This is a genomic window from Azospirillum melinis, from assembly GCF_013340935.1.
Classification (GTDB): Bacteria; Pseudomonadota; Alphaproteobacteria; order Azospirillales; family Azospirillaceae; genus Azospirillum; species Azospirillum melinis.
On record NZ_WHOS01000032.1, the window covers coordinates 18,308 to 35,516 of the forward strand.

Sequence of the window (17,209 nt, forward strand, 5' to 3'; positions counted from 1 at the left end):
GCGCTCCCTCAGGCGGCGCTGCGGGCCACCCAGTCGCGCCACATGGCGCGGTAGGCCGCCTCGACCTGATGGGCAAAGCCCTTGTAGTCGGTCAGCGGAGCTGCGTTCAGCCGGTCGCGCATGGTCCGGCGCAGTTCGTCCAAGCGGTCCGCATCGCCGGCAAGGGCGACCGCGGTGGCGATATAGCCGGCTTCGTCGGCGGCGATCAGCTCGGTCAGGCCGCAATGGGTCAGCAGGCTGGCACCGACGCGGGCGACATGGCTGGCGCCGGCCACCGTCACCACCGGCACGCCCATCCACAAGGCCTCGCAGGTGGTGGTGGTGCCGTTGTAGGGGAAGGGGTCGAGCCCGATGTCGATGCGGTCGTAGGCGCGCAGGTGCCCGTCGGCGGCGTCGATGCGGGCGAGCAGTTCGATGCGGCCGGCGTCGATCCCGTACTGGACGAAGGTGTTCAAATAGCGCCGGCGCGTTTCCTCGTCGCCCATCTGGGCGCTTTTGACGATCAGGCGGGAGTTCGGCACCCGCGTCAGGATCTCCGACCAGACGCGCACCACCTCCCCCGTCACCTTGGAGGTGTTGTTGAAGGACCCGAAGGTGACATGGCCGTTGGCGCGCGACGGCGGCCCGGCCGGCGGGGCGACGTCCACCGGCGGGCGGTAGCTATGGAAGCCGTGCGGCAGGCGGACGATGCGCTCGGCGCTCAGCCGGTCGGCTTCGCCCGGCGGTTCGGCGATGGCGTCGCTGAGGCGCCAGTCGATGGCGCGCATGCCCGTGGTGTCGGGATATCCCAGCCAGCTGACCTGGACCGGCGCCGGCTTGCGGGCGAACAGGGTCAGCCGGTTGTTGGCGGTGTGGCCGGTCAGGTCGACCAGGATGTCGATGCCGTCCTGTTCGATCAGCGCCATGGCGCGCGCGTCGTCCACCCCGACCAGCGACCGCCAGCCGTCCGCCATCCCCTTCAGCCGTTCGGTGACCACGTCCGAGCGCGCGGCCGCGTGGTAGCAGAACACCTCGAAACGGTCGCGGTCATGCTCGCGGATCAGCGGTTCGGCGAAGAAGGCGACGGAATGGGCGCAGAAGTCCGGCGAGACATAGCCGACGCGCAGGCGGCGTTCGAGATCGCGCGGGTTGGCGTGGCGCTTGCCGGCGGGCAGCAGCGGATCGGCATGGCGCTGCGCCCATCCCGCATGGGCCTTGAAAGCGGTCTCGGGCGGGACGGCCGGGGTGTAGTGCAGGGCCAGCAGCAGGTTGGAATGCATCAGGGTGTGGGTGGGGTTGGCCTCCAGCCCTTTCTGGAAGACGCCGATCGCCTCCTCGATGCGGCCCATCTCCTTCAGCGTCTCGCCCAGGTTGTTCCAGGCCTCGGCCGATTTCGGGTCCGCCTTCAGGGCGGCCACGAAGCATTCCACCGCCCGTGCGAGTTCGACGGCCCCCTTGTGCAGGTCGCCCAGATTGCACAGGGCCGCCGCCATGTCCGGCTTCAGGCGCAGCGCCTCGCCGTAGGCGGCGCGGGCGCCCTCGCGGTCGCCGCGGTTGCGCAGGATGTTGGCCAGGTTGAAATGGGCCTCGGCATAGTCGGGCTTCAGCCGGACGGCGGTGCGCAGCGCCTCCTCGGCCTCCGCGGCCCGGCCCATGTCCAGCAGCAGGCAACCGTGGTTGCTGTGGACGAAGGGATCGGCCGCGTTGCGGGCGAGCGCCCGGCGGTAGCAGTCCAGCGCCTCGTCCCAGTCGCCGCGGGCGCGCAGGACGATGGCAAGGTTGTTGTTGGCGTTGGGATGGCCCGGATCGGCGGCCAGCACGGTGCGGTATCCGGCCTCCGCCTCGGCAACCCGGCCCTCCCGGTGCAGGGTCAGCGCCCGGGCGAAGCCGGCCTCCGCCGCCGGAACCGTCCCGGCGGGTATCCCTGGGGCTGCGGCCCGCGGGGAGGGGGCCGGGACGGCCGGGCGTTTCGCCTTGGCCTGCTTTCGTGAAGGCTTTTTCATCGGGCTGACCGCTTGGCGTTAAGTCTTTGTCGGCAAAGAACCGTGCCATCGGTCGATAGCAACGACCGCACACTGTCCGCAAGTGGCATCTCGCCCCTACGGTCCGCTGTGCCGCAACGAACACACGAACCGGGGACATATGATGGATGAGGGATGCCATTGGGGACAGATGGCTTGCCGCTGTTGGCCCAATTCTGCTATTCCAGCGGAATCGCGTGGGTATGCATCGTCCGCGGGTGGCGGACGCACGCGCTTCATCGCGCCCCGGATCCCAAGGAGCGTACGGTCGATCGAAACCGGGTGATCAGGCGGTATGAAGACCTTGCTTTCGCGACGCACTCCTTATCCTTTATGGCGGTTCCCATGACACTCGCTGCCGAAGTCCCTTGCGCCCACACCGGGCTGCACTCCCTGGCTGCCGTCGCGCGCCAGCGTGGCCTGGACGTTTCCGCCGAGCGGCTTCAGCACAGCAACGTCATCGGAAACGAGGAGCTGGACACCGCCCGCCTCCTGCGCGTCGCCAAGTCCATCGGCCTGAAGGCCGAAGCGACGACGCTGGATTGGGAGGATCTCGGAAAGCTCCACGACGCCTTCCCGGCCATCCTGCGCCTGCGCAACGGCAACTCGATGGTCGTGCTCGGCTTCGGCAAACAGGGCGACACCGACGTCGCCATCCTGCAGGATCCGCTGGCCGGCCAGGAACTCATTCTCCCGGTCGACCGCATCCGCCTGAGCCAGGCCTGGGCCGGTGAGATCGTGCTGCTGAAGCGCGACTACGGCCTGACCGACGCCGAGCAGCCCTTCGGCCTGAAGTGGTTCCTGGTGGAGATCCTGCGCCACAAGCGCATCTTCCGCGACATCGGCATCGCGGCGATCCTGATGAGCCTGTTCGCGCTCGCCGTGCCGATCTTCTTCCAGCTGGTGATCGACCGCGTGCTGGTCCACCGCAGCATGGGCACGCTCGGCGTGCTGATGATCGGCATGGTCGGCGTCATCCTGTTCGAGGCGGCCTTCTCCTACCTGCGCCAGTACCTGATGCTCTACGCGACGAAGAAGATCGACGCGAAGATGAACGTCCAGGTCTTCAACAAGCTCGTCGGCCTGCCGATGCATTATTTCGAGCGGGTGTCGTCGGGCGAGATCGTCAAGAACGCCCAGCAGGCCGAGCGCATCCGCAATTTCCTCACCGGTCAGCTCTTCATGACGCTGCTGGACACGGTCTCGCTGGTGATCTTCCTGCCGATCATGTTCATGTACAGCGTGCCGCTGACCGTCCTGGTCCTGGCCTTCTCCGTGCTGATGGCGATCAACATCGGTATCATGATCCCGCTGATCAAAGGCCGGCTGAAGGAGCTGTATCAGGCCGAGGTGCGCCAGCAGTCCTTCCTGATCGAGAACATCCACGGCATGCGCACGGTGAAGTCGCTGGCGCTCGATGGCCGTCAGAAGCTGGAATGGGACCACCGCGTCGCCCGCGCCGCCGAACAGCGTTTCGACGTCGGCCGCATCATGATCATCGGCCAGACCATCGCCCAGCCGCTGAACCAGCTGATGATGGCCTGCCTGCTGGGGCTTGGCACCTATCTGGCGCTGAACGGCGACCTGATGATGGGTGCCCTGATCGCCTTCTACATCCTGGCCGGCCGCGTCACCCAGCCGCTGCTGCAGATGGCGCAGCTGGTGCAGCAGTTCCAGGAGGTGTCGATCTCGGTCCAGATGCTGGGCACGATCATGAACCACGCTCCGGAAGAGGGCCGCACCGGCCGCGGCCTGCGCACGCCGCTGCGCGGCACGGTGGATTTCCAGGAGGTCCGCTTCCGCTATTCCCCCTCGTCGCCGCCGGCGCTCGACGGCGTGTCCTTCACCGCGTCCGAGGGCACCATCCTCGGGGTGATGGGCCGCTCCGGTTCGGGCAAGACCACGGTGACCAGGCTTCTGCAGGGTCTGCACCGGGCGCAGGAAGGGCTGATCCGCATCGACGGCCGGGACTTGCGCGAATACGACCTCGACCATCTGCGCGCCTCGATCGGCGTGGTGCTGCAGGACAATTTCCTGTTCACCGGCACCATCCGCGAGAACGTCTCCGCCGCCAAGCCGGGGGCGACGACCGAGGAGATCCTGAAGGTCATCCAGCTGGCCGGCGCCGACGAGTTCGTCGAGCGGCTGCCCAAGGGCCTCGACACCATGCTGGAGGAAGGCTCGTCCAATCTGTCCGGCGGTCAGCGCCAGCGTCTGGCCATCGCCCGTGCGCTCCTGACCAACCCGAAGATCCTGATCATGGACGAGGCGACCTCCGCACTCGATGCCGAGAGCGAGGCGATCGTCCAGGCCAATCTGATGAACATCGCCCGTGGCCGGACCATGATCATCATCTCGCACCGGCTGTCGTCCCTGGTGCCGTCCGACACCATCCTGGTGATGGATCGCGGCAAGGTGGTCGACAGCGGCAAGCACGATGAACTGCTGGAGCGCTGCGACATCTACCAGCATCTCTGGCACCAGCAGAACCGGCACATCTAGGAGCGCGCGCCCGTGTCCGCACAAAAGCCGACCGCACAAAAGCTTGCGAAAATCGAGACGGTGCGCGTTCCCGCCAACGACGTGGCTCCGCGCACGCCGGCCTCTCCGCTCGACAAGCGCGCCAAGGCACGCGGCAAGGCGGCCATCGGTGCCTTCCAGAAGGACACGGAGGCGATCCAGAACGCCCCCGATCCGTTCCTGGCGCGCGTCACTCTGCATCTGCTGGCGCTGTTCGTCATCGGCCTGATCGCCTGGGCGTCGCTGTCCTACCTGGACAAGATCGTCGCCTCCCAGGGCAAGATCATCTCGACCGAGCCCAATGTGATGGTCCAGCCGCTGGAGATGGCGGCGATCAAGCAGATCCTCGTCCGTCCCGGCGATGTCGTGCGCAAGGGCGACGTTCTGGCGACGCTGGATCCGACCTTCACCCAGGCCGACGTCCTCCAGCTCGAATCCCGCCTCGCCAACGCCGACGCGCTGATCGCCCGGCTGGAAGCGGAGCATGACGGCAAGACCTTTGTGGGCGGCAGCGACCGTTACGGCTACGGCACGCTGCAGCAGTCGCTGTGGCGCGAGCGTCAGGCCCAGTACCAGTCGCAGATGCAGAGCTACGAGGAGAAGCTCGCCCGGCTTCAGTCCAACGTCTCCAAGTACGAGATGGACCGCGTCCATCTGAACGAGCGGCTGAAGGTGGTGCGCGAGATCGAAACCATGCGGTCCACGCTGCTGGCCACCCAGGTCGGCAGCAAGCTGAACCTGCTGCAGGCCACCAGCGACCGCATCGACATCGAGCGCAATCTGGTCCTGAACCAGAACGAGCTGCAGGGCAACCGCCACGATCTGCAGGCTCTGCTCGCCGACCGCGACGTCTTCGTCCAGCAGTGGAACGGCAAGATCATCGAGGAACTGACCTCCCAGCGCAACGAGCGCGAGGCCTTGCGCGAGCAGCTGACCAAGGCGCGCAAGCGCCAGTCGCTGGTCCAGCTCGACGCCCCGGTCGACGCCATCGTTCTGGAGGTTTCGCCCAAGGCCGCCCCCGGTTCGATCGCCAAGGAGGCCGAGCCGCTCTTCACCCTGGTCCCGGTCGGAGCGCCCCTGGAGGTCGAGGCCAACATCGATGCCCGCGACCTTGCCTTCGTCCAGGTCGGCGACAAGGTGCGCGTCAAGCTCGACGCCTATCCCTACATGCAGCACGGCTCGCTCGACGGCGAGGTGGCGACGATCAGCGAGGACTCCTTCTCTAACAAGGACAATGCCGGCGGGCTGCTCTTCTACCGTGCGCGCATCAAGCTGCTGACGGCCACGCTGGACAATGTCCCCTCCAACTTCCGCCTGATCCCCGGCATGCCGCTGGTGGCCGACATCAAGGTCGGCGAGCGCCGGATCATCACCTATTTCCTCCGCCCGATTCTGCGCGGGGTCGACGAAAGCCTGCGGGAGCCCTGACCTTGTTCGGCAAGCTGTTGAAGCGAAGCAAATCCACCGGTACCCGCAAGCCCGATTTCCAGCGTGGCCTCGCCGCTTTCGAGGCGGAGGACTATGCCGCCGCCGTCACCGACTGGATGCCGCTGGCCGAACACGGCCATGCCGAGGCGCAGTACCGCATGGGCCAGCTCTATGCCCGCGGCCAGGGGGTGGTGCGCGACTTCGGCGACGCCGCCCACTGGTTCCGCAAGGCGGCCGAGCAGGGCCATGTCGAGGCGCAGTTCTCGCTCGGCCTGTGCTATGCCAACGGCGAAGGCGCGCCCCAGGACACTGCCCTGCCGGTGCGCTGGTACAAGACCGTGTCGAAGGCCAGCCCGCCGACGGCCGAGGCGAACCTGGCCCTGCTCTATCCCAACGGCCTGGGGATCGGTCCGGACATCGCCCAGGCGCTGCACTGGTACCGCCAGGCTGCCGAGGGCGGCCATGCCGAGGCGCAGCACCACATCGGCCTGTTCCACGCCTACGGTCAGGGTGTCGCCCAGGACGTCGCTGCCGCCGCCGACTGGTACCGCCGGTCGGCCGAGCAGGGCTACGCCATCGCCCAGCATGCGCTCGCCTCGCTCTATGCCAACGGCCAGGGGGTGGAGCGCGACATCGGGCAGGCGCTTTTCTGGTATGGACGCGCTGCCGACCAGGGCTACGTGAATTCGCAGCTTGCGCTCGCCATCATGCATGAGCACGGCACCGGCGTGCCGGCCGATCCGGCCAAGGCGGCGGAGCTGTACCGGCTTGCGGCCGAGCAGGGGCATCCGGTGGCCCAGGTCAATCTGGGCCTGCTGTACGCCCGTGGCCACGGCGTGCCCCAGAACTATGCGGAAACCCTCAAATGGTGCCGCCGGTCGGCCGAGCAGGGCAACGTCAACGCCCAGTTCAATCTCGGCCTGATCCATTCCAACGGTCTGGCCGGCGCCCCCGACTATAGCGAGGCGGCGGTCTGGTACCGCAAGGCCGCCGCACAGGGCAATGTTGGCGCCCAGGTCAATCTGGGGCTGATGCTGGCCCATGGCTGGGCCGGCCGCCCCGATCTGGTCGAGGGCGTGGACTGGCTGCGCAAGGCCGCGGCGCAGGGTCATGCCGGTGCCATGACCAATCTGGGCGCCCTTTACGCCAACCGCGACAGCAAGGCCCACAACCCGATCCAGGCCTATGTCTGGACCATCATGGCCGCCGCCGCCACCCAACCCGGTCCCGACCGTGACGGGCTGGAGGCCAAGGCCCATGAACTCGGCGCCAGCCTCGGCAGCGAGGATCGGCACAAGGCCCAGGTCATCATGGAAGAGTGGAAGAAGAATCCCAAGTCGATGGCGGTGGCCTGATCCGGAACCGTTCGGGGCACGTGAGGGCGTCTTGGCAGTTCAGGGGAAACTCAAGGCCATCGAGCGGCTCCACGGGATCGGTTGGATGGCTTTGCGGTCAAACTGCCCGACACGGTGCTGGACGGTCGCCCGCACCTGATCCGGATCGTCGACAGAAGCAGCGGGTCGGCACCGGCCAGGGATGTCGGGGACATCTTCTTCCCGCCGCACCTGCATGGTCTGGTCGAAGCGTCCGAGCATGGCGCCTTGCACGGCTGGGCCTTCGACGAGCATGCGCCCGGCCGTTCCACGCTTCTCGACATCGAAGCCGATGATGCGCCGGTGGCGACGGTGCCCGGCGGCATCCGGCTTTCCTTCCCCTGGTCCAGGCGTCTCTGGCCGGGGGGGGGGCGTCGGGATCGTCTATACCGACGAGGACACCGGAACCGCTCAAGGCGGATCAACCTGTCACTCATCGTGCGCCGGGTAGGTCTATTGAAGCACAGAATGCGGCCTTGCCATCCGCAGTCCGGCACCAAGGTTCAGGCCGCCTTCCAAAGATGAGGCTGCGCGAAGCGTTGTAGGCTGCCGCCTTCAACTCTGGTTCTGAAGCTCACATGGGCTAGAAAGGCCGCACCGCAGATTGCTAGTGTGGAGCTGTGCGACAAGCACTCTGCCTCGGCGATATTGTCCGGGCAAGACTGGAATTGCATCCCAAAAATGTTAGGGTTAAAACAGATTTCCAATGAGCATTCGGTAATCCGCTTGGTCACCTTGTGTTAAAAGGGTGGAGCAAAGCTATGTAGTGCCGAGGCAGGTCAATAGCTTGAGTTCACTCTCTGGGCTTTTGATAGAAACTCGAATCGTCGATTCAGCGAAATCGATTGCGGTTTATCGAATGATTCTGCCTAAAAAGGTGTGTAGATGGAACGCAAGACGATAACGATACACGGCGGATCAAGTAAAAATGGATCGACGGCAATCCAAAGTTATATGGTTATGGATATGAAGCGCCTTCGTGCCGCCTCCATATCGCCAGCTATCTTGACTCGCGAGATCTATAAATCTGAAATGAGATTGGAAGATCTTGAGAGGTGCATCGATATTGGAAACGTAGATAATGGTTCTGTTGAGGATTATACAGCCTCATTTGAAATTCCTTATGAAATCTATAAGAGGCTTAGAGCTTCCCGTGACTATCGGTCATTGCGGCTCTTTGCGGGTATTCTTGAAAGAAAAATACACAATCTAACAGAAAAATTTGACCATATAATTGTTTCTGCGGAAGGATTTGAGGCATCCATCGTTCTCAAGGATGTTTTTTTCTTAAATTTTTGCGCATCCTCGCGGCATCATATAATGTAAACGTTGTTTTCTACTATCCAAACATTGTTGAGCATTCTTTGAAGTCATGGCTCCAGTGGGGCTGGATTGAGCAAGAGTCGCTCTCAACATGGATACGGAAGTACCTCCAGCCAACCCCAGCTATGGATTTTTTCCGCGGCTTGGAAAAATCATACTGGGGGAATCTGCTGGCAATAGAAGATTGGAAAAATTTCTGGCTCTCGCAAAGCTCGATAAAATTTACACTCGAGGAAAATGTCCGAGATACAGTTTCGGATTTTTACGAAATTATAGGGCTGCCAGTTCCTGAAGTTCCCAGCGTAATGCCACCACAATTTATCAATGTCGGCTGGCCGAAAGGTCTAATTTCTGCGTTTCCACTTTTCTGGAAATTTATTGGCCAAGATGCGATAAGGTGCGAGGTAATCAGGCAATTTCTTATAGACAAGTCTGGAAAAAGTGACTCTATTTCCAATAAATGTTATAATGACTTGGTTGGAAAAGTTCGGGATATATTTTTCTCAGAGGAAGGTGAACGTCGGGATCAGTCCGCTGATGAGCTTAATGTGTTCATAGAGAATGATCGAAGCGTAGACGAGGTGGTCACATACCTTTCTGAGGCGCTGTACTATTACCATGATCTTCATTTGAGCAAGTAAAGATCACAGCGATTGTTCGACCGGCTCTGGGACTGCAACCGCTTCATCGCTGTCGTCTCTCAACTCATGAGGATGCCTGAACTCACTGACTCAGCCTTACAGTGTCAGGGGTGGCTTGGCCAGGATATCTGGACTTTGTAACCTTCGTGCCTCCTCCTCTGCGGGAATCGGGTTCAGATGGCCGGTGGCGCCTGTGATGAGAATCCTCATGCGGCGATGGCGCCACTCCTTCCGCATCATCGGACAGTGCTGAGAAAATCATCCCCGTCAATCATCCGTCGTTTCGGGAAAGTCGGGATGCTATGGCGCAACCGCCGGAAAGGCGCAATGCCAGCGGTTGCCACCGGTCCACATCACGTATGGCGCACACTTTCCAGAACCGCGACGCTTTCATGCAGTTGCTGGACCGCGCGTACCAGCAGCGCCTCAGCTCCTGATAGCGCAGCCCATAGCCGCCGCTTTCGGGGTCGTGGATGATGCAAGCATAGTCCTGTCCGGTCCTCTCCACGGCATCCCGGACCTGACGGGCGCCGAAGCCGGTGTGCAGGCGGCGGTGGAGGCGCTGGACCGCCGGCTGGACGATGGTCTCCACCTCCACCTCGTCGAACACGGGGACCGTCTGGGTCACCGGTGCCCCGGAGGGAGTGATTGCTCACCCGGGTGGCGGCAGCTGAGCCGTTAAGCGACGGCGAAGGTGCCGTCGACAAGATCGCGGATGGCGGTCCAGGCGGACTGGCCTTGGCGGCGCGCGGTTCCAGTGACGGAGCGATAGCCGGCGTGAATACCCGGCCCCCACTCGGCCCGGAAGCCGTTGGTGACCTTGCGGAAGATCACGGACGGGCGGATTTCCTGCTCGCTGCCGTTGTTGGTGGGCGGCACGCGGCGGTCGCTGAGGAAGACGAAGAACTTGCCGCGCCACGCCTTGACTTGGCGCTGCAACTCACGTCCGGCTGGATGGGCGGCGGGCACACCGAGCAGGGCATCCAGGCGGCGTTCGGCCTTGTAAAGGCCGAATGAAGTTTGGTTCTCCCGCACTTTGCGTGAAGGCTCCGCTCACGCTGCATATAGCGTGCGGCTACGCAGGAGTTCGAAGTCGGCTCGGCCGTACATGGTGCGCTTGATGGTCTTCAGTCGGTTGATCCGCCCCTCGACCGGGCCGGTCGACCAGGGCGTCTCCAGTGCCGCCCGCACGGCCGCCAAGTCCTTCCGGAGCCCGGACGCGAAGCCCTCCAACGGTGTCCCGGCGGCGGCCGCCAGCCAATCGTCGAGGGTGCCCGTCCCTTGCTTGCGCACCAGCGCGGCGAAGCCGTGCGCGAGATTGCGCATGTCGCTGAGCGCGGGGACATCGGCCAGCAGCGTGTCTACGAACACCCGGTCAGCCTCCGCCAGATCCTTCCGGTCGGCTTGCAGAAGGCGCGCCACGCCCCGGATGGACGGAGGCTTCCATCTGTCCGTTTTCGAGGGTCCGGCGTCCAGCGGATCCGAGGACCTCCGGCGCCGAATTGCGGCCCACGCCCGCACCGTTGATCGGCCGCCGGTGAAACCCCGGCCGCCGATCTCACGCCACAGCGCGGTGGCGTTTCGCTGACCTTCGGCCCAGCGGTGCTCCAAGTGCTCGAGGTACGGCGCGAGGCCCCCCCCCCGCCGCCTGATGGGCGAGCCCAGGTGCCGGGGCCGCCGTCACGCAGCCAAGCACGCACCGTCTTGCGATCCAGGGCGCAGCTCCGGGCAATCGCACTGACCGTGGCGCCGGCGTCCGCTAGCCGTCGGACCTCCGCGTAGCGGGCGAGACGGGGAGCGTGCGTGGCCACCTTCCTCACGTCCCGTGCCGACGGCTTTGCGGGCGCCCGAGTAACCGGAGGTGCGCCTGCCGATGCGCAAGGAGTCGCGGCGCGTCGGACAGCAGCGTGGTGGGCGCCGATCGCCGCGCACACGGCGTCACCGAGATTGCGCAGGAGATGCCACCGGTCTGCGACATGGACCGCACTCGCTGCGCCCTGGCGGGCGCCGTCGGCATATACGTCGGCCCGGTCGCGAACAATCACCTCGACCCCAGGGTGCGCGCGCAGCCATGCGGCGAAACTGGAGGCGTCCCGATCCGGCAGTAGGTCCACCAGGTCGCCACGCTCGAGGTCAACCAGGATGGTCCCATAGCGATGGCCCTTGCGCCACGCCCACTCGCCCACCCCCAGCACCCGAGGCGCAGGGGTGTCGATGCGTAGCGCGGTGGTGGCGAGCCGCAGGAGGGTGTCGGCAGAGACCGGCATGGCAAGGCGCTGGACGAGTCGCCCGCCGGCTTCGCCGCCCAGGGCGAGGGCAATGTGGCGCTGAATATCAACGAGGCGCTCGGAGCGCCGGGCGGAGGGCTGTACAATCCCCGGCAGCCGTTCGGTGAAGGTGCGCTTCGGGCAACTGGCCTCTCGGCACAAGAACCGGCGTGCTTGGAGGCGGAGAATTACCGGCCGGCCTTGCCATGGCAGATCGGCCAACCGGCGCTCATAACGGCTGTACACGCGCGATGAAGGCGCGTGGCAACGTGGGCACGGGACTGACGAGCGTCGAGGGCTGTCAGGCGACCCGTCAAACTGCCCCCCTGGCGCCATGAGGAATTGCCCCCTTGAGAGAAGGGGACTTGAGGGATGGCGAGCTTGAACGAGGCTATTCCGCGGGGCTGTGAACCGCGGAGGGACGTGATGAAGGCGCCGGATGATGTGTTGGCGATGCTGAAGCTGAAGGCGCTGGGCTGGGGCGTGAAGCGGATTGCGGCGGAACTGGGCTGCTCCAAGCACACGGTGAAACGGTGGCTTGGTCTGGGAGGCTGGCGTCCATGCGCGTCGCCCTCGCGCTCAAAGCGGCTGGATGAACATGGCGATTGGCTGGCCGATCGGTTCCGGCGGCATGCTGGCAACGCCGACGTGATCCGGCAGGAACTGGTGCGGGAGAAAGGGATCGCGGTCAGCCTGCGCACGGTGGAGCGGGCGGTGGCGCCGCTACGCCGGGAACTGGTCGCCCAGGCGCGGGCGACGGTGCGTTTCGAGACGCGGCCGGGCGAGCAGATGCAGATCGTCTTCGGCGTCCGGCGCATCGAGATCGGCGGGGTGACGACGATGGTGTTCGTGTTCGTAGCGACGCTGGGCTTTTCCCGCCGGCTGCATGTGCGGGCCTACGGGCATGAGAAGCAGGACAGCTGGTTCGACGGCCTGGAAAGCGCCTTCCGGGCCTTCGGCGGTGTGCCCGAGGAGGTCCTGCTCGACAATGCGCGGGCGCTGGTCCTGTACCACGACGCGGCCAGCCGGGAGGTGGTTCTGCACCCGCGCCTGCACGCCTTCGCCCGGCACTGGGGTTTCCGGGTGCGGGCCTGCGCGCCATACCGGGCGCGCACCAAGGGCAAGGACGAGCGTGGCGTCGGCTACGTCAAGCGCAACGCCATCGCCGGCCGGTCCTTTGCGACCTGGGCGGAGTTGGAAGCGCATCTGGAGGCCTGGACGAGGGACATCGCCGATCAGCGGTGTCACGGCACGACCGGTGAAGCACCGATCGAGCGTTACCGGCGGGAAGAAACCCAGGCGCTGAAACCGCTGGCCGGCATCCAGCCCTTCACCACGGCGCGCGACCTGGTTCGCCGGGTCGGCACGGACTGCGCGGTGGAGGTGGACGGCAACGCCTATTCGGTGCCCTGGCGGCTGATCGGCGAGCGGGTCCGGGTGATGGTGGAAGCCGGCACGGTGCGGATTCTCCATGCCGGCCGCGAGGTGGCGATCCATGCCGAGTTGAAGGGGCGGCACGGGCGCTCGATGCAGGATGCCCATCTGGTCGGCGTCGCCGGGGCGGACGGCCGCCCGGTCCGCGTCGTCCGGCCCGAGGACGACGGCGCGGTGGCAGCGGTGCCGGCGCTGTTGCGCCCGCTGGCCGAATACGAAGCCGTGGCCGGGGGAGGTTTCTGATGACCGACCATGATCATCTGATCGCCATGCTGAACCGGTTGAAGCTGACGGCCTTGCGCGACCAGCTTGACAGTCTGATCGACGAGGCCGGGCGGCGGGAACTGACGATCCGCGAGTCCTTGGCGTTGTTTTGCGAGCGGGAGATCGCCCGACGCGACCAGCGCCGCATCGACATGGGCTTCGGGCTGGCCCGCTTCCCCTTCGTGCGGGAGTTGGCCGGCTTCGACTTCGCCGCCCAACCCTCGCTATAAGGTGCCGGGCGGGGAAAGGCTTTCCCATCCCCGCTCCGCTGCCTTCAGCCTGACGGCAGTATAAAGCCCTGAGGCGGGCGGCCGGCGCTGTGCAGCGACCACATGACCTGATAGGCGCGTTCCAGGTTGCGGGTGAAGCGGTGGCTGTCGAACAGCGGCGCCGTCATCCGCCCATCCTCCAGCCGCTTGCGGAAACCGGCCCGGCGGGCGGGATCGCCGGCAAGCGCCACCGCCAGATCCTCGTACTCGGCCAGCGACTGCGTCACCGTGTCGGGCAGCCCCGCAGCATTCAGCAGGCTGGCCGCCACCCGCGAGGCGAAGGTTCCGCCCAGGCAGGTGACCACCGGACAGCCCGCCCACAGCGCGTCGCTGGTGGTGGTGTGGCCGGTGTAGGGCAGGGTGTCGAGCGCCAGATCGGCGATGCGGTAGCGGGCGATGTGGTCGGCCAGCGGGCGGGGCGGGGCAAAGACCAGGCGGGCCGGATCGACCCCTTGGGCCTGCGCCGCGGTCTTCAGGTTGCCGGCCGCCAGCGGGTTGGCTTCGAACAGCCACAGCACCGAACCCGGTACGCGCTTCAGGATGCGCATCCAAAAGCCGAACATGGTGGGGCTGATCTTGTAGGCGGTGTTGAAGGCGGCGAAGATGACACCCGTCTCCGGCAGGCCGCACTGGCTGCGCGACGGGACGCTGTCGGGCAGCGGCCGGCGCCGGTCGTTGATCTGGTAGGCGTCCGGCAGCAGCACCAGCCGCTCGGCATAGAAGAGCTGGTGCTGCGGCGGGGTGACGAAGCGGTCGCCGATCACGTAATCCATGTGCGGGCAGCCGATGGTCCCGGGATAGCCCAGGTAGCTGACCTCGACCGGCGCCAGCCGGCGCGACAGCAGGTCGAGCCGGGTCTGCTTCGTGTAGCCCTTCAGGTCGATCATGATGTCGACGCCGTCGTCGGCCATGCAGCGGGCGATGGCGTCGAGCGGTACGCTGCGGATGTCGCGGAAGCGGTCGAAGGCCTTCACCAGCCGCTGGCGCATCGCGCTGCCGTCGTCCGGGCCGTAGGAATAGGCCAGCACCTCGAACCGCTCGCGGTCGTGCAGCTCGAACAGCTCGGCCGCCAGGAAGGCGGTGGCATGCTCGTGGAAGTCGGCGGAGACATAGGCGATGCGCAGCCGCCCGCCTGGCGACGGGAGGCGCGGCTGCAGGGACGCGACGGAGGGGCGCTTGACCACCCGGTCGAAGAACAGGCGGGCGGAGCGGTCCTGCTGGGCCGGTGTGGTCTCGATCGAGAGGGCGGCCAGCGGGATGACGACGCCCCCGTCCTGATCGATGATCTCCCTCACCCGGCCGCAGAGCCGGTCATAATCGTCCCAGTCGCACAGCGTCTGCATCAGGTACAGATGGTAGCACAGCGCCTCGGTCTTGGCCGGGGACAGCGCCACCGCACGGCTATAGGCGGCCTTCGCTTCCGACAGCCTGCCCAGCTCGCGCAGGGTATGGGCATGGCCCAGCATCGCTTCGGCATGGCCGGGCTCCACGACCAGCGCCCGGCGCAGCGCCCGGTCGGCCTCGGCCACGCGATGGCTCTCGCGCAGGGCCACGCCCAGATTGGCGGCGGCGAGCGCGCTGATGGGATTGAGCCGGAGCGCACGGGCGAAATCGATCGACGCTCCGTTGCGGTCGCCCAGCGCCAGCCGGGCCGAGCCGCGGTTCACATAGGCCTCCGGCGTGGAGGGCGAGAGCTGGACGCAGCGGTCATGGGCCGCCAATGCCTCGGCCATGCGGCCCAGCGACTGGAGCACGGTGCCGAGATTGCCGTGGCTGTCGGGCAGGTCCGGGCGCATGGCGATCGCCTGGCGCAGGATTGCCTCCGCCTCCTGCGCCCGGTTCTGCATCATCACCGTCACGCCCAGAAGCTGGGCGACCTCGCCCGTTCCGGGGGCGGCCTGCAGAATGGCGCGGCACAGCCCTTCGGCCTCCGCCATCCGGCCTGCGCGGAAATGCGTCAGCGCCGCCTGCAGCGCTTCGTTCAGCGTCATCGCCCAGCCCCTCCGGCGACCCGCGCGGCGGCTTCCGCCGCCACGTCCGCCGTCACCCTGCCCATCACCTCGGCCCAGTCGTTGGATCTCGCCTGACGGAACAGGCGCATGGTCGGATACCAGGGGCTGTCGAGCCGGTCGCGCATCCACCGCCAGTCGGCGAACCATTTCAGCACCACCCAGGTCGGCCGCCCCATGGCGCCGGCAAGATGGCAGACCGAGGTGTCGCACGAGACGATCAGGTCCAGGTTGGCCATCACCGCGGCGGTGTCGAGGAAGGCATCCGGACCGGCGTCGAAATCCGCCCCCAGCTCCGTCACCGCCACGCGGTCGCGCAGCCGCGCCAGATGGTCCAGGCCCGACACCTTCTGCAGGCTGTAGAGCCGGACGCCCGGCAGCCGCGCCATCGCCTCGAAACACTCCAGCGGGATCGACTTGCCGGTCTCGTTGCCGTGCCAGTTGATGCCGACGCGCAAGGCCGGGCGGCTGCCGCCCTCCAGCCGGTCCAGCCGGTCCGCCCAGCGGGCCGCCAGCGGCGGTTCCGCCCGCAGATAGGGCACGCCGCCCGGAACGGTGTCCGGCGTGGTCCCCAGCCGGTGCATCAGGCTCATCAGCGAGATGTAATAATCATAAGGCGGCAGCGGTTCGCCGAAGGCGAACAGCCCGTCCAGGTCCGGCGCGGTCGACAGCACCCGCTTCAGCGTCGGCTGGCATTCGTAGAGCACCCGCGCGCCCATGCGCTTCAGCACGCCGGCATAGCGGATGTACTGGAAGGAATCGCCCAGCCCCTGTTCGTAATGCACCAGCAGGGTCCGGCCCTCCAGCGGCTGGCCCTGCCACAGCGTGCCCGGCATGTTGCGCTTGCGCCAGACCGGCTGTTCCAGCCGGCCCTCATAGGCGACGGTGCCGTTGGCGTAGTCGCCGGCCATCAGCAGGCAGGTGCCGAGATTCTTGCGGTATTCCGGCTTGCCGACGGCGATGGCGAGCGCCCGGCGGTAGTTCAGCGCCGCGTCATGCGGAGACCCCAGGCTGAGGCTGACCGCGCCCAGATTGTTGTGGTTGACCGCGACGTCCGGCTCGACGGCAAGCGCCAGCCGGTAGACGGCGCGCGCCCGTTCCCCGTCGCCGGTGAACATGAACAGGTTGCCGAGCGTCAGCAGCGCCCCCGGATAGTCCGGCTGCAGCCGCGCCAGCTCGCGGCAGGCGACCAGCGCATGATCGAGGTTGCGCCGGTCGAGCAGGATGCTGCCCAACGCATTCAGAACGTCCGGATAGGCGGGGCGCAGGCGCAATGCCTGGCGCAGCGGCTCCATCGCCTCGTCCGGCCGGCCGGCGGCCCGCAGCGACAGACCGAGATTGCCGTGCAGGTTGGCGATGTCGGGATGCTCGTCGGCCAGTCGGCTGAAGGTCGCGGCGGCCTCGTCGAAACGGCCGTCCCGGAACAGGGCGGCGCCCCCGTTGAAGGCCTCGACGAAGGCCGGTGAGAACTCGGAAATGGCAACCCCCAACGCTTCAGACCCCAACGCTTGGCCTCTGACGCTCGATCGCACCGATGACCGGCGGCGCGGATCGATTGTCGCACGGACCCGCGGCTTCTTAACCCAAGACCCCGGCCATCAGCAATAAAGCGCTGCCTCTTGCACGTCTTTGATCTACCCCCTGCGGCGGCCGGGACCTTACCTCTGTGATCTCCGGCCGA

At 66.1% G+C, this 17,209-nt stretch carries 15 protein-coding genes; 7 read left to right on the forward strand and 8 right to left on the reverse strand.

What is annotated here, in order from left to right; translation table 11 throughout:
- Window positions 1–8: 8 nt before the first annotated feature.
- Window positions 9–1,982 carry an O-linked N-acetylglucosamine transferase, SPINDLY family protein gene (locus GBZ48_RS21930; protein WP_174472947.1) on the reverse strand — a complete coding sequence of 658 codons (1,974 nt, stop codon included), beginning with the start codon at window positions 1,980–1,982 and terminating at the stop codon, window positions 9–11.
- A 363-nt stretch (window positions 1,983–2,345) separates the two neighbouring features.
- On the opposite strand from GBZ48_RS21930, the gene GBZ48_RS21935 reads away from it, so the two are divergent.
- Genes GBZ48_RS21935 through GBZ48_RS21945 form a run of 3 tightly spaced genes read left to right on the forward strand, consistent with a single transcriptional unit; the run spans window position 2,346 to window position 7,303 of the window.
- Window positions 2,346–4,502, forward strand: a complete 2,157-nt coding sequence (locus GBZ48_RS21935; protein ID WP_174472948.1) for a peptidase domain-containing ABC transporter — start codon at window positions 2,346–2,348, stop codon at window positions 4,500–4,502.
- Window positions 4,503–4,514: 12 nt separating this feature from the next.
- Entirely contained in the window at window positions 4,515–5,948 is a 1,434-nt protein-coding gene (locus GBZ48_RS21940; RefSeq protein WP_174472949.1) for an HlyD family type I secretion periplasmic adaptor subunit, read from the forward strand.
- Between the two features lie 2 nt (window positions 5,949–5,950).
- Window positions 5,951–7,303: an SEL1-like repeat protein gene (locus GBZ48_RS21945; protein ID WP_174472950.1), complete on the forward strand. Its 1,353-nt coding sequence runs from the start codon at window positions 5,951–5,953 to the stop codon at window positions 7,301–7,303.
- A gap of 39 nt (window positions 7,304–7,342) precedes the next feature.
- Here the strand turns inward: GBZ48_RS21945 and GBZ48_RS21950 are convergent, their stop codons facing one another.
- Window positions 7,343–7,576 (reverse strand): hypothetical protein, encoded by a 234-nt coding sequence (locus GBZ48_RS21950; RefSeq protein WP_174472951.1) that lies wholly within the window; start codon window positions 7,574–7,576, stop codon window positions 7,343–7,345.
- A gap of 630 nt (window positions 7,577–8,206) precedes the next feature.
- Here GBZ48_RS21950 and GBZ48_RS21955 point away from each other — a divergent pair.
- Entirely contained in the window at window positions 8,207–8,647 is a 441-nt protein-coding gene (locus tag GBZ48_RS21955; RefSeq protein WP_174472952.1) for a hypothetical protein, read from the forward strand.
- Window positions 8,648–8,685: 38 nt separating this feature from the next.
- Window positions 8,686–9,285, forward strand: coding sequence for a hypothetical protein (locus GBZ48_RS21960; protein WP_174472953.1), 600 nt, complete (start codon window positions 8,686–8,688; stop codon window positions 9,283–9,285).
- 271 nt (window positions 9,286–9,556) lie between these two features.
- Here GBZ48_RS21960 and GBZ48_RS21965 read toward each other — a convergent pair whose 3' ends face one another.
- From GBZ48_RS21965 to GBZ48_RS21980, 4 genes are all read right to left on the reverse strand, one after another.
- On the reverse strand, window positions 9,557–9,895 hold the full coding sequence (locus GBZ48_RS21965) for a hypothetical protein (RefSeq protein ID WP_174472954.1): 339 nt from the start codon (window positions 9,893–9,895) through the stop codon (window positions 9,557–9,559).
- A gap of 68 nt (window positions 9,896–9,963) precedes the next feature.
- A complete protein-coding gene (locus GBZ48_RS21970; protein WP_425486009.1) occupies window positions 9,964–10,320 on the reverse strand; it encodes an IS66 family transposase in 357 nt (118 codons plus the stop codon).
- An 18-nt stretch (window positions 10,321–10,338) separates the two neighbouring features.
- Window positions 10,339–10,707 carry a transposase gene (locus GBZ48_RS21975; protein ID WP_174472955.1) on the reverse strand — a complete coding sequence of 123 codons (369 nt, stop codon included), beginning with the start codon at window positions 10,705–10,707 and terminating at the stop codon, window positions 10,339–10,341.
- A complete protein-coding gene (locus tag GBZ48_RS21980; protein ID WP_174472956.1) occupies window positions 10,647–11,888 on the reverse strand; it encodes an ISL3 family transposase in 1,242 nt (413 codons plus the stop codon). The genes GBZ48_RS21975 and GBZ48_RS21980 overlap by 61 nt, the downstream gene beginning before the upstream one ends.
- A gap of 36 nt (window positions 11,889–11,924) precedes the next feature.
- On the opposite strand from GBZ48_RS21980, the gene istA reads away from it, so the two are divergent.
- Entirely contained in the window at window positions 11,925–13,229 is a 1,305-nt protein-coding gene (gene istA, locus GBZ48_RS21985) for an IS21 family transposase (RefSeq protein ID WP_174472957.1), read from the forward strand.
- On the forward strand, window positions 13,229–13,480 hold the full coding sequence (locus tag GBZ48_RS21990; protein ID WP_281362464.1) for an ATP-binding protein: 252 nt from the start codon (window positions 13,229–13,231) through the stop codon (window positions 13,478–13,480). Before istA ends, GBZ48_RS21990 begins: the two co-directional genes overlap by 1 nt.
- Before the next feature lie 44 nt (window positions 13,481–13,524).
- On the opposite strand, the gene GBZ48_RS21995 is transcribed toward GBZ48_RS21990, so the two are convergent.
- Together GBZ48_RS21995 and GBZ48_RS22000 are read right to left on the reverse strand one after the other, a co-directional pair.
- The gene (locus GBZ48_RS21995; RefSeq protein WP_174472958.1) at window positions 13,525–15,510 is read right to left on the reverse strand and encodes an O-linked N-acetylglucosamine transferase, SPINDLY family protein; all 1,986 of its coding nucleotides are present in this window, start codon (window positions 15,508–15,510) and stop codon (window positions 13,525–13,527) included.
- Window positions 15,507–17,018: a tetratricopeptide repeat protein gene (locus GBZ48_RS22000; protein ID WP_246307371.1), complete on the reverse strand. Its 1,512-nt coding sequence runs from the start codon at window positions 17,016–17,018 to the stop codon at window positions 15,507–15,509. Before GBZ48_RS22000 ends, GBZ48_RS21995 begins: the two co-directional genes overlap by 4 nt.
- Window positions 17,019–17,209 lie beyond the last annotated feature (191 nt).

Excerpts from the sequence above, each read along its gene's own strand:
- istA (WP_174472957.1), top strand. The coding sequence starts at position 11,925 with ATGGCGAGCTTGAACGAGGCTATTCCGCGGGGCTGTGAACCGCGGAGG.
- GBZ48_RS21930 (WP_174472947.1), bottom strand. The coding sequence starts at position 1,982 with ATGAAAAAGCCTTCACGAAAGCAGGCCAAGGCGAAACGCCCGGCCGTC.
- GBZ48_RS21980 (WP_174472956.1), bottom strand. The coding sequence starts at position 11,888 with ATGGCGCCAGGGGGGCAGTTTGACGGGTCGCCTGACAGCCCTCGACGC.
- GBZ48_RS21950 (WP_174472951.1), bottom strand. The coding sequence starts at position 7,576 with ATGCTCGTCGAAGGCCCAGCCGTGCAAGGCGCCATGCTCGGACGCTTC.
- GBZ48_RS21935 (WP_174472948.1), top strand. The coding sequence starts at position 2,346 with ATGACACTCGCTGCCGAAGTCCCTTGCGCCCACACCGGGCTGCACTCC.
- GBZ48_RS21995 (WP_174472958.1), bottom strand. The coding sequence starts at position 15,510 with ATGACGCTGAACGAAGCGCTGCAGGCGGCGCTGACGCATTTCCGCGCA.
- GBZ48_RS21990 (WP_281362464.1), top strand. The coding sequence starts at position 13,229 with ATGACCGACCATGATCATCTGATCGCCATGCTGAACCGGTTGAAGCTG.
- GBZ48_RS21955 (WP_174472952.1), top strand. The coding sequence starts at position 8,207 with ATGGAACGCAAGACGATAACGATACACGGCGGATCAAGTAAAAATGGA.